Here is a 14,417-nt window from a genome sequence, read left to right on the forward strand (position 1 = left end):
GTCGTCAGGCGGCGATCCTGCCGCTTCTATCGATCCAGGCGTGGATGCGTTTGTCGCTCGCCAGACGATCCCACTGGCGCTCCGGATAATTGAAGTTCTCGGTGAACTCGTCGCAAAGCTCCCGGTCCTGCGACATGGCGAAGATCAGCCGGCCCATGGCTTCCGATGGCGGCTGCAGCATCATGTTGGTCCAGCGGGCAGCGGCAAGCACGCGGTTCTCGCGCGCACGGTCGACGTCCTCGACGAAGCGCGCATCGAATGCCACCGCATCGGCGATCGCCTTGCCGAGCTCGAAGGCCGCATATGAGGCCATGTTGGCGCCCTGGCCCATCAAGGGATCGACGACGGAGTGAACGTCGCCCAAGGCAATGGCGAGCTTGTCGCCGTCGAAAGCTACCCAGGACTGCCGCACCGTCGGCACCACCGCGCCTTGCAGCAGGTCGAGCGGCTGGGCCAGCCCGAAGCGGTGCGTGTCGATCCGGTTGTAGGTGTGCGGATGATGCTTTTCCAGCTTGTCCAGAAGGGTCTGCCGGAATGCTGCCGGGTTGGCATCGTAGCTGAGCGAGACCAGGTCGGCCATGTCGCCGCCTGGAATGTTTTCCATCAACAGCGCCGTTTTCATCCCGCCGAAGCTCAGCGTGGGAATGACGATCATCTCGCCATGGCCGGGCGAGACGGACAGGGTGACACCGCGTGGATCGTCACCATCGGGGCTGCCGTGATCGACGCCATCGTACAGGCCGACGCAAAGCAGGCGCTGCGGCCGCGTGTACGGAGAGAGTTCGGGCCGGTGAGCGAACATGCGCCCGAGGGCGCCCTTGCCGGTGGAGACGACGAGAAGGTCGAAGCGCGAGACCAGCGCGGGGATGTCGTCATCCTGAATGCTCGCATACTCGATCAGGCCGCCACGATCCTCGAAGTCCTTCATCAGTGCCGGCAGGTAGATCCGATAATCCACCGCGCGGCTCGGCCGCTGAAATGCACCGCGGAACAGGAGCCCGCCGTCGGGGAAATTGAAGAAATGATCGTGGTGGTGATAGACCACTTGGGGATCATCCCAGTGGTTCACGCCAAGCTCGTTCTCCCGCGCGATGGTGACGCTGTGATGCGCGACGGTGTTCATCAGCCGTGTCGCCGCATACTGCTCCGGGGCGCGGTCCGTCAGCACGGTTGCCGCAATGCCCTGCTTCTGCAGGTAGAGCGCCAGATGCAGGCCGCCGATGCCGGCCCCGAGAATGCCGATCGATTTGCTCATTCGTGTCCTCCCCTGAACGCAGGAAGGCTAGACCGGACCAGCCATGCCGTATATGGAATGGTCAGAATAATATAAATTCCGGCGAGGAATGAATGGACCGGATCGAGGCGCTGCAGACCTTCATCCGGGTGATGGAGGCAGGGAGTTTCACCCAGGCCGCCGACGACCTCGGTTTGGGTCAGCCGGCGATCAGCAAGCGCATCGCGCTGCTGGAAGCCGAGTTTCGCTGCCGGCTGTTCGTGCGCACCACGCGCAAGCTGCGGCCGACCCCGGAAGCCGACCGCGTGTTGAAATACGCCAAGGACATCGTCGCGCTGCTCGAGAGCGCCGGCGCGCCGACGCAAAGCCGGATTGGCAATCCGTCAGGGACGTTGCGCATGACGGTGCCGACGTCGTTCGGCCGCTTCTTCTTCCGTGAGATCTTCGCCGAATATACCCGCCGCTATCCTGATGTCCGGCTGGACGTCAGTTTTACGGAACAGTTCGTCGACCTCATCGAAACCGGGACCGAGCTTGCGATACGGATCGGCAGCCTCAATTCGAGCTCGCTGGTGGCGCGGCGGGTGGGCACCATTAAACGCCTGCTGGTGGCGGCGCCCGCGCTGCTTGCGCGTCATCAGGTACCCTCGTTGCCGGATCATCTGCGCCGCATGCCCTGCGTCACCTACTCACGCCTGTCGCAGAAGAACCAGTGGACGTTCGAATCCGAAACCGGCCGTTACGTCGTCGACATCGCGCCGGCGATGACCTGCGACGATGCGGACGTGATGACGCTGGCTGCATTGGAGGGGATAGGCGTCGCCGTGCTGCCGAACTGGTGCACCGCCGAGCACATCGCGGCCGGCCGTCTCGTCCATGTGCTGCCCGACTTCGTCGTGCCGCCGCTGCCCATGCACATCGTCTATCCCGACCCGCAATGGATGTCACACCGGGCGCGACTGTTCCGCGATCTGATCATCGAACGTGCGGACGTCTTTGCGCTCGCCTGATCGCGTTCGAAACGCCGATCTCGCCCCTTCGGCAACCAGGGAAACTGGCTCGTTCCGTTGAGTGTTCGGCGTCTGTAAAGGGTCACAACGCGAAGAACTCAGGTTGAGCAAACGCGGAAGTCGCGCTCATTCGATCAGCTCGTTGTGCAGATAAGTCCTCGGCTCAGATTTCATTTCGGCAGCCCGGGGCAATGTGCCAGCACGCCGGTTGATGGAAACGCAGTTCGGGGATGAGAAAAAAGGAGCTTCCGATTTCGGCGCAGCGGAGTTGATACCGCACGGGATCACCACACTGGCGCCTGACCTTCCGCCGCCACTGTGGAGCCAAGTCGCTCGGGCGGTGGGTCGCATGGTGGTCGGCACGAGACGGAAAGTTCCACTCCGACGGCCTGCCTGTGACTGCGTCCGTATAGGCAAATCGCGGAACGACGCTCCGACGTCGGTTTTCGGGGAGCACACGCGTCATGGATGAAATCCTGCGTTGGGTGGCGACAGTCGGCACGATCGGCGCCGGGCTGATCCTAGCTGCCCGGGCGCGGCCACTCATTACCGGCTGGGCCTTCGTCGTACTGAGCGGTGCATCGGTGATCTGGATCGTCGTCGGCTATCTAACAGCGGAATATGCGCTGATGGTGCAAAACGTGGTGGTGACACTTATCAACGTGTTCGGCGTCTACCGATGGCTGATCTGGAAAGGAAATGTATGAAAGCGTTCTGCCTGCGCGCTCTGCCGTCCGAGCGCCAATTGTCGGCACGCAGGTTACTTCCGATTTCCGCGATGAGCCGAGAACAGAGACGCTGCCTGGACCTGCACCTCTGGGCCACATTCGGACATGTGCGTCGTTAGGCTGACGAAGGTCCTTCAACAATCTTCCAATACGAGTCCTTGCGGATCACCTCGTCCGCGCGAAAAGTGTAAAAGTCACATCCTCGGACCTCGATCTTTTTTCCTTCGCCTGTAGTGCCCGTTAGCGTCCATTTTGAAATGCCCGTGTTTGCCATCGTATCCACAAAATGCTCGGCGTCGCCGTAGTGAACATCCGGTAAGCCTTCAAAGCGCGTCGCGAGCCCGTCTCGTACGTTGCGTTTGCCCTCGAAGCGGGAGCCCCAAGGCTTGCTTCCCCTCGGCATCTCCAAGACACAATCGTCAGCAAAGAACTCCATGATGGAATCCAAGTCGTGCGCGTTGAACGCTTCACACAGCGCCGTCAATTTCGATCGAATGTCCATCCTTCCCTCCATCGAGTTCCCGGAAGGGATACAATAACACAAGGGCACACAGGTGAGTTGAAGGGCCGATTAGACGTCTGGTCGATGGCGCCTTCGGGTCACAAAGCGCCCTCCCCAGGGCAGGACGGCACGTCCGCCATATCGGTGAGAACAGACAACGGATTTGTCAGCGCATGCCACCGCCACCAACCGGCACATGCACAGTGCACTCTAAAGCGCCGGCAAGCCAGGCGGCGGCTTGCGCTTGGCGGAGGCCTGCTCATAAGCGTAGGCCAGGCGAAGCAGCTTGTGCTCGCTCCAGGCGCGGCCTGCGAAGGTGACGCCGAACGGATAATCGGGCGTATCCTTGCCGTCGACGCCGGCGACGAAGCCGCACGGCACGAGGACACTGGGATAGCCCGCCCTGGCGGCGATCGCGGCGCCTTCGCTGCCCGGGAACAGCACGGCGTCGAGCTTGTGCTGGTTCATGTAGGCATCCATGCCGCGGGTCCTGGCGCTGAGCAGGTCCATGGCGAGTGCCGCCTTGTACTCGCGTTCGCTCAGGTCGCCCCGGGTGAGGTCGGCTGCGAGGAAGTTGTCCTGGCCGAAGCGGAGCGCCTTGCCCGCATTGGCTTCGTTGAAGGCCACGATGTCGGTCATGGTCTTGATGGTGGTGTTGGTCGCCCAATCCCTCAGGTAGAGGTTGAGATCTCGTTTCAACTCGTAGATGAAGACGATCCGCTGCGGGACCGCATTGCCCCTGTTGGCGCTCAGCGGATTGCGGTTGAGCACGGCCATGATCGTACCCGGTCCGCTCATCCAGCCGGCTGTCGGAATGCTGGCGCGCACGATCACGGCGCCGAGATCCTCCAGCACCTTGATCGCTTCCCCTACCACCTTCGCTCCTTTGGGGGGCAGCTTGCGGAAGAAGGGATCATTCAGCGGATCGGCGGGATCGCTCGGCACGCCGATGCGCGCACCTTTCATCGCATCGCGCGTCAGACCGGCGGTGTAATCGGCCGGCCGCCGCTGCTTTTGCGTCGCCGGATCGAGCGGGTCCTTGGCCGCGAGCGCGTTGAGCAGCAGCGCCGCGTCGCGCACGGTCCGCGTCATCGGCCCCGCGGTGTCCTGACTATGCGAGATCGGCACGATGCCGGCACGGCTGATGAGCCCGACCGTCGGCTTCACGGTGACGAGGCCATTCTGGCTGGCGGGAAAGAGCAGCGAGCCCGAGGTCTCCGTGCCGATCGAGGCCGCACACAAGCCCGCCGCCACCGCGACCGCCGAACCCGCGCTCGAGCCGCCCGGGGACACGACGGGGATGCCGTGATCGTCGGCCAGCGCCGGCGCATAGGGATTCTTGACCTGACCGCCCAGCGACGAATAGCCGGAAGGCATGTCGACCGCGAGCATGTTGGAGAACTCGGTCAGATTCGCCTTGCCGAGGATCACCGCGCCGGCCTCGCGCAGCAGCTTGACGAGCGTCGCATCGTCGCGTGCGCGTGCGCCTTCCAGCGCCAGCGAGCCCGCCGTGGTCGGCTGCGCGTCGCCGGTTGCGATGTTGTCCTTCACCAGGATCGAGATGCCGGCCAGCGGCCGCTCGGCCGACGGCTCGGCGCCGTCGAGCCTGCCCGCGATCGCGAGCGCGTCGGGATTGAGCGCGCGGACCGCGTTGAGCTTGGGCCCGTCGCGGTCGTAGGCTTCGATGCGCGCGAGATAGGCTTCGACCAGCGCCGTGGCCGTGACATGCCCACTGGCCAAGGCATGAGTGATATCGCTCATCGGCGCATGATCGAGCTTCAAGGAGATCGGCGCCTCGGCGGTGATGGCCGCCGCGGCAATGCCTGCATCGCGGCGGGATGATTTCTGCACTTCTGCCTCGCCCGACGGCGCATCTCCACCACGAGACGCGAGCATGCCATCATGCCAGTGTTTTGCCCGACGGGTCAACTTCTAGGCGAATCGCGTCGATCGTACAGGCGCGACGTGTAAACCATTGAAATGACTGACCCCGGCTACTGTGCATGGGGTTGTTTTTCAGGTTTTGTTTGGAGCTGCCCTCTCCAACGCGTGGAGAGGGCACAGCAATGGACGCCGCCTATTCCCAATACCAGGCGGAGAAGTCGTTCTCGAATTGCGGGACTTCCTTCCAGACGCCCTTCAGCTTCTTGTTGGTGATGGTGATGAGCTGCGGCTGGAACAGGTAGGCGGAGACCGCATCGGTCGCCAGCATGCGCTGGGCATCGCCAAGCAGCTTGGCGCGGCCGGCTTCGTCCGGCGTCGAGACGATCTGCTTGTAGAGCGCGTTGAACTTCTCGTTGTTGTAACCGAGGTAGTAGTCCGGCTCGGTGATCTTGACGAGGTCGAACGGCTCGACATGGCTGACGATGGTGAGATCGAAATTGTGCGGACCATTGCCGGCGAACACCTGCGACAGCCACTGCGCCCATTCGACGTTCTCGATCTTGGCGATGATACCGACCTTGGCGAGCTGGGCCGCGGCGATCTCGCCGCCCTGCCGCGCATAGGACGGCGGCGGCAGCTTGAGCGACAATTCGAGCGGCGTGGTGACGCCGGCCTCCGCGAGCAGCTTCTTGGCCTTCTCGGGGTCATAGGGGTTGATGCCGGTGGTGTCGACATAGCCGAGCGCGCCCGGCACGTAGAAGCTGCCGATCGGCGTGCCGAAGCCGTCGACGGCGCCGTCGATCATGGCCTTGCGGTCGATCGCGGCAAGGATGGCGCGGCGGACGCGGACGTCGTCCAGCGGCTTCTTGCGGTGGTTGATGGCGACGATGGTCTTGGCCCGGGAGCCGCCGACCAGCACCGTGAAGCGCGGATCCGCCTTGAACTGTGCCAAGGCGCGCGCCGCGGCGACGCGCGGGAATGCATCGACGTCACCCGACAGCAGCGCCGCCACCTGCGCCGCCGGATCCGAGATGAAGCGAATCGTCACCTTGGACAGCTTGATCGCGGAGGCGTTGCGGTAGTCGGCCCATTTGGTCAGCGTGAGCGAAGAGCCCTTAGCCCAGCCGCCAAGCTGGTACGGTCCGGTCCCGACCGGCTGCGTGACATTGGTGCCCGCGCTCTTCGGTTCGACGATCGAGCCGCCCGCCTGCCCGAGCAGGAACGGCAGGTTCGGCTCGGAATATTTCACGGTGATCACGACGGTGTCGGCATCGGGCGTCTCGACCTTCTCGAAGGCCTGGTACAGGCTCTTGTCCTTGTTGGTGCTGGTCGGCGCCGCGTTGCGCTCGAACGAGAACTTCACCGCAGCGGAATCGAACGCTTCGCCATTGTGGAATTTGACGCCCTTGCGCAGCTTGAACGTATAGGTCTTCAGATCGGGCGAAGCGGTCCAGCTCTCGGCCAGCAGCGGCGAGACCGAGCCGTCCTCGTTGATCTTGGTCAGCGTCTCATAGATGTTGTAGAGCGTGACCTCGGCGATCGCGGCGGCGGCCGCATTGGTCGGGTCGAGCCCCGGCGGCTCCAGCGCCATCGCCATGACGACGCTGTCCTTCTTGCTCTGCGCCAGCACCGGCAAGGGCGCCGCGACGAGCGCAGCGGCAAAGGCGACGATCGATAGTTTCCTGAACATGCGCAAACTCCCCTGCCAATCCTGTTTCCAGCTTAACGCCAATCCTGCCCCGGACACTAACCTTCCATGGCCGCCTGCGGCAACGCCATCACAGCCTCGGCCTTGTGGCAGGCGGCAAGGTGCCCCTCGCCCACCTTGCGTAACGCAGGCGGAACCTCGCGGCAATGCTGGTCGGCAAGCGGGCAGCGCGATGCATAGGGGCATCCGGTCGTCACCGCCGAGTGCGAGGCGATCGCCTGGGCCCCGCGCCGGCGGCGGCCACCCCCGGCGCGAGCCCGCGGCACCGCCTCCAGCAGCGCCCGCGTATAGGGATGGGCGCAGCGCTCGAACAAATCCTCTGGCCGCCCCTGCTCGACGATGCGGCCGAGATACATCACCGCGACCTCGTCGCAGAGATAGTCGACCACGGCGAGGTCATGGCTGATCAGGATGTAGCTCAGGCCGAACTGCTCCTGGAGGTCCTGCATCAGGTTCAGCACCTGGGCCTGCACGGAGACGTCGAGCGCCGAGACCGGCTCGTCGGCAACGATCAGCTTCGGCTGGGTGATCAGCGCACGCGCAATCGCGATGCGCTGGCGCTGGCCGCCGGAGAATTCGTGCGGATATTTTTCCATGTCCGCATCGCGCAAGCCGACCTGGCGCAGCACCGCGGCGACGCGGTCGCGGAACGTGGTGCGGTCGGCACCTTCCAGCACGGTCAGCGGCTCGGCGACGATCCGCGCGATGGTCTGCCGCGGATCGAGCGAGCCGTAGGGATCCTGGAACACCATCTGGAAATCACGCCGGGCGCGGCGCAGCTCGTCGGCCGGCAAGCGGTTGAGATCGCGCCCGAGCAGCGCGACCTGTCCTGCGGTCGGCCGCTCCAGCGCCATCACGACGCGCGCGAAGGTGGACTTGCCGGAGCCGGACTCGCCGACGATGCCGAGGCTCTTGCCGGCTCGGACCTGCACACTGACGCCGTTGAGCGCGCGCACCTGCCCCGGCGGACGGAACAGGCTCTCGCGCGGGAGCGTGTAGCGCTGTTCGAGATCCCTGACGTCGAGAAGCGGCGCGGTGCTCATGCGGTCAGCGCTCCGACGCGTTCGGCCATCGACACGTCCGTTCTTATGCAGCGCGCAAAATGGCCGGGCCCGACGTCCACCATCGGCGGCAGCGCGACGCGGCATTGGTCGATCACCAGCGGGCAGCGATCGGAGAAGGTGCAGCCGGACGGCAGATCGGCGAGCTCCGGCACCGTGCCCGCGATCGTCTTCAGCCGCGTCCCCTTACGCGCGCCGAGCTTGGGCCGGGCACGGAACAGGCCCTGCGTGTAGGGATGGCCCATGCGACGGAACACCTCGTCGGTCGGGCCGCTCTCGACGACGGTGCCGCCATACATCACCATCATGCGCTGGACGTTCTCTGCAATGACGCCGAGATCGTGCGAGATCAGGATCATGGACATGCCGCGCTCCTCGACGAGATCGGCGATGAGGTCGAGGATCTGGCCCTGGATGGTGACGTCGAGCGCGGTGGTCGGCTCGTCCGCGATCAACAGGTCCGGCTCGCACGCGAGCGCCATCGCGATGGTGACGCGCTGGCGCTGGCCGCCGGAGAACTGATGCGGATAGGCATCGACACGACGCGCGGGGTCGGGCAGCCCGACGCGGTCGAGCAAGGCGATTGCTTCCCGACGAGCCTGCGCCGCCGAATAATTCTTGTGACGGCGCAGCGGCTCGGCGACCTGGGTGCCGATCGTGTGCATCGGATTGAGCGCTGTCATCGGCTCCTGGAAGATCATGCTGATGCGGTTGCCGCGCAGGCGGCAATAGTCGGAATCCGGAAGTCCGACGAGTTCATCGCCGTCCAGCTTGATGCTGCCGGTCACGACGGCACTGTCCGGCAGCAACCCCATCAACGACAACGCCGTGACCGACTTGCCGCAGCCGGACTCGCCCACGAGCCCGAGCGTCTCGCCGCGCGTCAGCGCAAAGCTGACACCGCGCACGGCCTGCGCCGGCCCGCGGCTGGTGTTGAGGCGGACACCGAGATTGTCGACCTCGATTAGCGGCATGTTGGAGCGCTCGGCCATCGTCATCGCTCCCGCGCCAGCCGGGGATCGAGCAGGTCGCGCAATCCGTCACCGAGCAGGTTGAGGCCGAGCACCGAGATTGCGATCGCAACGCCCGGATAGACCGCGAGCATCGGCGACTGGAACAGCAACGTCTGCGCATCGTTCAGCATCCGTCCCCAGGATGGCTGCGGCGGCTGCGTGCCGAGGCCGAGATAGGACAGCGCGGCCTCGGCGAGAATGGCGAGCGCGAACTGGATGGTGACCTGCACGATCAGGATCGACAGGATGTTCGGCAGCACATGCTCGATGGTGATGCGGAAGCGCCCCTTGCCCGCCGCCCGTGCCGCCAGCACGAATTCACGCGCCCAGATCGCATTGGCCGAGCCGCGCGTCAGCCGGGTCAAGGTCGGGATCTGGAAGATGCCGATCGCGACGATCGAGGTCACCATGCCCGGCCCCACGACGGCGGCGAGCATGATCGCGGACAGCACGGCCGGAAAGGCGAAGGTGAAATCGGAAAAGCGCATGATGATCTCCTCCGTCCAGCCGCGCCGGGCCGAGGCGATCAGACCCAGAGTGACGCCGAAGGTAAGACCGATGCTGACGGCGATGACACCGACCATGATGGTGGATCGGGCGCCCGCAAGCAGCAGCGAGACGATGTCGCGGCCGAAGGAATCGGTGCCGAGCCAATGCGCCGCCGAGGGCGGGCGGAGCTTTGCGGCGATGTCGATTTCGTAAGGCGACCACGGCGTCCATACCAGCGACAACAGTGCCGAAGCCAGCACCAGAAGGCTCAGCGTGCCACCGAGGACGAAGCTGCGGTGGCGCAGCGCGCGGCGCCAGAACGTGCGCGCCGGCAGCGGACGCGTTGCGACGGGCGCGTCGATGGTGATGGGCGCGCTCACAGGTCGTGCACCTTGATGCGGGGATCGATGAAGGCATAGAGCACATCGACCACGAAATTGACGATCACCACCATCGCGGCGAGCAACATCACGCAATTGCGCACCACGATCAGGTCGCGGTTGGCGATCGACTGGAAGATCAGGCGGCCGAGGCCCGGCAGGTAGAACACGTTCTCGATCACGATGGTGCCGGCGAGCAGATTGGCGAATTGCAGGCCCATCACGGTCATCACGGGGATCATGGCATTCCGCAGCACGTGGCTCCACAGCACCTCGCGCTTGCCGAGGCCCTTTGCGCGGGCGGTGCGGACGAAATCCTCGCGCAGCACTTCGAGCACGGCCGAACGCGTGACGCGCGCGAGGATCGCGGCCTGCACCACCGCGAGCGAGATCGCAGGCAACAGCAGCGACCTGATCCCCGGCCAGATGCCGTCCTCCCAGCCGGCAAAGCCACCGGCCGAAAGCCATTGCAGCCGCACCGAGAACAGCAGCACCAGGAGAATCGCGAACCAGAAATTCGGCAGCGCGATGCCCACTTGGGTCAACGACATCACGCCGACATCGCCGAGCTTGTTGTGGTTGGCGGCGGTGTAGATACCGGCCGAGAGCGCCAGCGTCACCGTGATCGTCATGGCCATGATCGCGAGCGGAATGGTCAGCACCAGCCGCTCGGCGATCAGGCTGCCGACCGGGGTGCCGTAGACGTAGGAATTGCCGAGATCGCCGACGAGGAGGCCCTTGATCCACTGCAAATAGCGAACCGCCAGCGGCTGGTCGAGCCCGAGCTTGACGGTGAGCGCGCGCACCGCGTCGGGCGAAGCATCGGCGCCCATTAGCATCTGCGCTGCGTTGCCGGGCAGCGCGTCCAGCACCAGGAAGATGATCAGCGATGCGCCGACCAGCGTCGCCAGCAGAGTCAACAGACGTCGGAGGACAAAGACGCTCATGCGCGCTCGGCTTCAGGGCTCACCCAGGCCACGATCAACATGTCCGGACGCCTTAAGCAAGCTCTTTGCTGCATCTCCATCTCCTCAAGACGGCCAGCGGGACAGAAGGTCGCTTGACGCCTCGAACAGAGCGCTCACGCGCAGCAATTCCGCATCGGCCCGGAAACGGCCGACCAGTTGGAGCCCGATCGGCAGCCCGTCGCGGGCAAAGCCCGAGGGAAGGCTGATCGCGGGGTGACCGGTCATGTTGAACGGCATTGTCCAGGGGAACCAATGCGGCCGGACGCTGTCGTAATGCCTGCCGTCGATCTCGATATTGCCGAACAGGTCCTGCTTGATCGGCAGCGCGGTGCGCGTCAGCGTCGGCATCGCCAGCAGGTGACCGCGCGCAAGCAGCGATTGCACGCGGCGGAACAACGCGGTGCGCGCGAACATCGCCTCCTGATAGTCGATGCCGCTGACTTCGCTGGCGAGCGCGAGCTGCTTGAGGAAGGCCTCGCTCAGTTCGTCCCGATGCTCGGCCGCAAGCTTGGCAAAGCGCGTGCGCCAGACGGTGTGGTTGATGGCGCGCCAGATCGGCTCGATGTCGAACCCCTCACCGGAGAATTCCTCGAGCTCGGCCCCTAACCCGGCCAGCCGGTCGAGGCTCACCTTGAAATTGGCGGCGACTTCGGCGGATACCGGACGGCCCGGCGGCGTCAGGCAGTACAGGATCCTCAGCCCGCGCAAATCACCATGCGGGGCGGCGGTGCCGATGAAGTCGGGCACGGGCACGCCGATCGACCAGGGATCGATAGGATCTTCGCCCGCCATCGCCTGCATCATCAGCGCAGTATCGGCGACGGTCCGGGTGGTCGGCGTGACATATGTCTGGTTGCCGAACACGTCGAGCGCCTGGCTGTGCGGGATCACGCCGTTGCTCTGCTTCAGGCCCACCACGCCGTTGCAGGCGGCCGGAATTCGTGTCGAGCCGCCGCCGTCGGTCGCAATAGCGAGCGGCGCGATGCCGCTCGCCACAGCGACCGCCGCGCCGCCGCTGGAGCCGCCGGAGGAACGGCAGGCGTCCCACGCATTGCGGGTCCGGCCGAACAAGGGTGAATCGGTGAGGCACTTGCTGCCGAACTCCGGCGTCGTGGTCTTGCCGATCAGGATCGCGCCTTCGCTGCGCAACCGCGCGACGGCGACGGCATCCTCGGCCGGCACATTATCCTTGTAGGGAACGGCGCCGAAGGTGGTCTTGACCCCCTTGGTATTGACGATGTCCTTGACGGTTACGGGGATGCCGTGCAGCAGGCCGAGCGGTTCGCCCGCCATCACCTTGCGCTCGGCTTCGCGCGCCGCTGCGGTCGCCTCGTCGCCGCACAACGTGATGAAGCAGTTCAATTCGGGCTGGAGGGCCTCGGCGCGGGCAAGCACAGCGCGGGTGAGCTCGACTGGCGAAATCCGCTTTGCCGCGACGAGACCGCGCAGCTCGGTCGCGGACAACAGACAGGGATCGCCGTTCATCGTCACATCACGCTCCGAAGCGGGCCGCCATTGGCCCGAAGACATTGACAGCGAGAATGACAGTTTTGTTAACTCGCCGTCCAATACCATTTTTATCGCCAACCCATACGCTCTCGGTATGCCAATGGATCTTCGCCGGCTCCGCTATTTTGTCGCCGTCGCCGAGGCGCGCAGCATCGGCAAGGCGGCCGAGCAGCTCCGGATGGCGCAGCCGCCGCTCTCGGTCCAGATCCGCAAGCTCGAGGCCGAGATCGGCGCGCCGCTGTTCCGCCGCGGCACCCGTGGCATGGATCTGACCGAGGCCGGCCAGGCATTGCTGGCGCGCGCCAGCGAAGCGCTGGCGTTGGCAGCGGACGGCGCCGAAGCCGCACGCGCGGTTGCTTCGGGACGGCGCGGCCGGCTGTCAGTCGGTTACATGTTCGTGCTGGCGAATGCGATGTTGCCGCGACTCATCCCCGAACTGCGCCGCGCAGTTCCCGGCGTCGATCTCAGCTTCGTTGAGCTGAGCGCCTCGACGCGCGAGGCCCGCGTGCTCGACCGCAGCGTCACAGTCGCGCTGTGTATGCCCGCAATCAATCATCCCGAGATACAGGTGGCAAAGATCGGTGCACAGCCTTTCATGCTGGCCATGCCGATCCGCTCGCCACTCGCCCGCTTGAGTTCGGTGCCGATGGCCCGGCTGCAGGGCCGCCCGCTGATCGCACTCCCGCATCCGGACCATGGGCCCGCCTCCTCCGCGGTCGTCCCTTTATTGCGTCGGCACCAGGTGGTGATGCCGATCGCCAGCCGGGTGGAGACGGTGCATTCGGCGATGAGCCTGGTCCTGGCCGGCGAAGGTCTCGCCATCCTGCCGGCCTGCGCACAGCTCGGCGCGCCACGCGGAGTCGTGTTCAGACCCCTGCGTGACGTCGCCGATTCCCTCGACATCGCAGTCTGTTGGCGGCGGGACTCCCACAGTCCGTTGATCGGAACCTTCCTCAAATGTGCCGAGAAGGCCGTCGCGCGGATGTGACGTGGGCTACCAGTCCCAATTGATCTCGTGGCTCCAAGGCGGATCGGCGCCCGGACGGGTGCAGGTCAGGCCGGCACAATTGGCGGCGAAGGAAAGCGCACGGCGGAGCTCGTCCGCGCCGATGTCCTTCAATCTCGGCCGGGCGATGCGATCCTGCTTGTAAAGTGCCAACAGCAGCGCCGCCTGAAAGCTGTCGCCGGCGCCAATAGTGTCCGCCACCTCGACCTTCGGTGCTTGCACTTCGATCTGCCCTGCTTGCGCATGCCAGGCTATGGCACCGTTGTTGCCGCGGGTGATGACGACGAGGCTCGTCCCCTGCCCCAGCAATGTGCTCGCGCGCTGCTGATACGGCTCCTCGCCGAAGAGATAGGCGAAATCGACGTCCGACATCTTGATGAGATCGGCGCTTCCGGCGAACTCGGCCATTCGGCCGAGATAGGTTGGCTTGTCCTTGACGAGGTTCGGTCGGCAGTTCGGATCGAAGGAGATCGTGGACGACGCCCGCGCGTCTGCGATCAGCGCCTTGGTCTCGGCCGCACCCTGGTCGTTGACCAGCGTGGTCGAGCCGACATGGACGGCCTCGACAGTATCGAACGGAATGGACCCATGCCGGTAAGTCCAGTTCCGCGTCGCGGTCTCGGCATCGTAGAAGGCGTAGTGCGACTCGCCCTCGACAATGCGGACAAAGGCGAGCGTGGTCTGGTGGTCGCTGCGGGTGGCGAGATCGAGTGCAACCTTCGATGCGGAGGCATGGTCGGCGATCATGCGCCCGAACAGGTCGGTCGAGATGCCGCCGACGAAACCAGTCGGCGCGCCCAGCCGCGCCATGCCGATCGCGACGTTGAGGCAGGAGCCGCCGACCGCGGGCATCACCGCTTCGCGCCCTTCGACGTTTCGCATCGGCACGAAATCGATCAGCGCGTCGCCGCAGGCAATCAGCATG

General features: G+C 65.1%; 13 protein-coding genes. 3 read left to right on the top strand and 10 right to left on the bottom strand.

The annotated features are described in order from the left end of the window. Nucleotides 1-4: 4 nt before the first annotated feature. Nucleotides 5-1,255 carry a styrene monooxygenase subunit StyA gene (gene styA / locus I6F21_RS11140; RefSeq protein ID WP_225141358.1) on the bottom strand — a complete coding sequence of 417 codons (1,251 nt, stop codon included), beginning with the start codon at nucleotides 1,253-1,255 and terminating at the stop codon, nucleotides 5-7. A gap of 92 nt (nucleotides 1,256-1,347) precedes the next feature. On the opposite strand from styA, the gene I6F21_RS11145 reads away from it, so the two are divergent. Together I6F21_RS11145 and I6F21_RS11150 are read left to right on the top strand one after the other, a co-directional pair. Continuing rightward, a complete protein-coding gene (locus I6F21_RS11145) occupies nucleotides 1,348-2,244 on the top strand; it encodes a LysR family transcriptional regulator (RefSeq protein ID WP_225141357.1) in 897 nt (298 codons plus the stop codon). 464 nt (nucleotides 2,245-2,708) lie between these two features. Beyond that, nucleotides 2,709-2,951, top strand: a complete 243-nt coding sequence (locus I6F21_RS11150) for a hypothetical protein (RefSeq protein WP_051056887.1) — start codon at nucleotides 2,709-2,711, stop codon at nucleotides 2,949-2,951. A 136-nt stretch (nucleotides 2,952-3,087) separates the two neighbouring features. Here I6F21_RS11150 and I6F21_RS11155 read toward each other — a convergent pair whose 3' ends face one another. The 8 genes from I6F21_RS11155 to I6F21_RS11190 form a co-directional block, all read right to left on the bottom strand. Continuing rightward, complete coding sequence (locus tag I6F21_RS11155; protein ID WP_036035076.1) at nucleotides 3,088-3,474, bottom strand: nuclear transport factor 2 family protein; 387 nt, start codon at nucleotides 3,472-3,474, stop codon at nucleotides 3,088-3,090. A 210-nt stretch (nucleotides 3,475-3,684) separates the two neighbouring features. Continuing rightward, nucleotides 3,685-5,325 carry an amidase family protein gene (locus tag I6F21_RS11160; RefSeq protein ID WP_225141356.1) on the bottom strand — a complete coding sequence of 547 codons (1,641 nt, stop codon included), beginning with the start codon at nucleotides 5,323-5,325 and terminating at the stop codon, nucleotides 3,685-3,687. A 226-nt stretch (nucleotides 5,326-5,551) separates the two neighbouring features. Continuing rightward, a complete protein-coding gene (locus I6F21_RS11165) occupies nucleotides 5,552-7,048 on the bottom strand; it encodes an ABC transporter substrate-binding protein (protein ID WP_225141355.1) in 1,497 nt (498 codons plus the stop codon). Nucleotides 7,049-7,104: 56 nt separating this feature from the next. Continuing rightward, nucleotides 7,105-8,109 carry an oligopeptide/dipeptide ABC transporter ATP-binding protein gene (locus I6F21_RS11170; protein ID WP_225128876.1) on the bottom strand — a complete coding sequence of 335 codons (1,005 nt, stop codon included), beginning with the start codon at nucleotides 8,107-8,109 and terminating at the stop codon, nucleotides 7,105-7,107. After that, entirely contained in the window at nucleotides 8,106-9,119 is a 1,014-nt protein-coding gene (locus tag I6F21_RS11175; RefSeq protein ID WP_225141354.1) for an ABC transporter ATP-binding protein, read from the bottom strand. Before I6F21_RS11175 ends, I6F21_RS11170 begins: the two co-directional genes overlap by 4 nt. Before the next feature lie 2 nt (nucleotides 9,120-9,121). Beyond that, complete coding sequence (locus I6F21_RS11180) at nucleotides 9,122-10,009, bottom strand: ABC transporter permease (protein ID WP_036005488.1); 888 nt, start codon at nucleotides 10,007-10,009, stop codon at nucleotides 9,122-9,124. Then, nucleotides 10,006-10,956 carry an ABC transporter permease gene (locus tag I6F21_RS11185; protein ID WP_036005490.1) on the bottom strand — a complete coding sequence of 317 codons (951 nt, stop codon included), beginning with the start codon at nucleotides 10,954-10,956 and terminating at the stop codon, nucleotides 10,006-10,008. Before I6F21_RS11185 ends, I6F21_RS11180 begins: the two co-directional genes overlap by 4 nt. An 84-nt stretch (nucleotides 10,957-11,040) precedes the next feature. Beyond that, a complete protein-coding gene (locus I6F21_RS11190; protein WP_225183145.1) occupies nucleotides 11,041-12,462 on the bottom strand; it encodes an amidase family protein in 1,422 nt (473 codons plus the stop codon). 124 nt (nucleotides 12,463-12,586) lie between these two features. Here I6F21_RS11190 and I6F21_RS11195 point away from each other — a divergent pair, with 124 nt between their 5' ends. Next, nucleotides 12,587-13,474, top strand: coding sequence for a LysR substrate-binding domain-containing protein (locus I6F21_RS11195; protein ID WP_225141478.1), 888 nt, complete (start codon nucleotides 12,587-12,589; stop codon nucleotides 13,472-13,474). Nucleotides 13,475-13,480: 6 nt separating this feature from the next. On the opposite strand, the gene I6F21_RS11200 is transcribed toward I6F21_RS11195, so the two are convergent. Next, entirely contained in the window at nucleotides 13,481-14,416 is a 936-nt protein-coding gene (locus I6F21_RS11200) for a carbohydrate kinase (protein ID WP_225141352.1), read from the bottom strand. Between the last annotated feature and the right edge of the window lies 1 nt (nucleotide 14,417).

Origin of the sequence: Bradyrhizobium sp. NBAIM03 (assembly GCF_020194055.1) — a bacterium.
Lineage (GTDB): Bacteria > Pseudomonadota > Alphaproteobacteria > Rhizobiales > Xanthobacteraceae > Bradyrhizobium > Bradyrhizobium yuanmingense.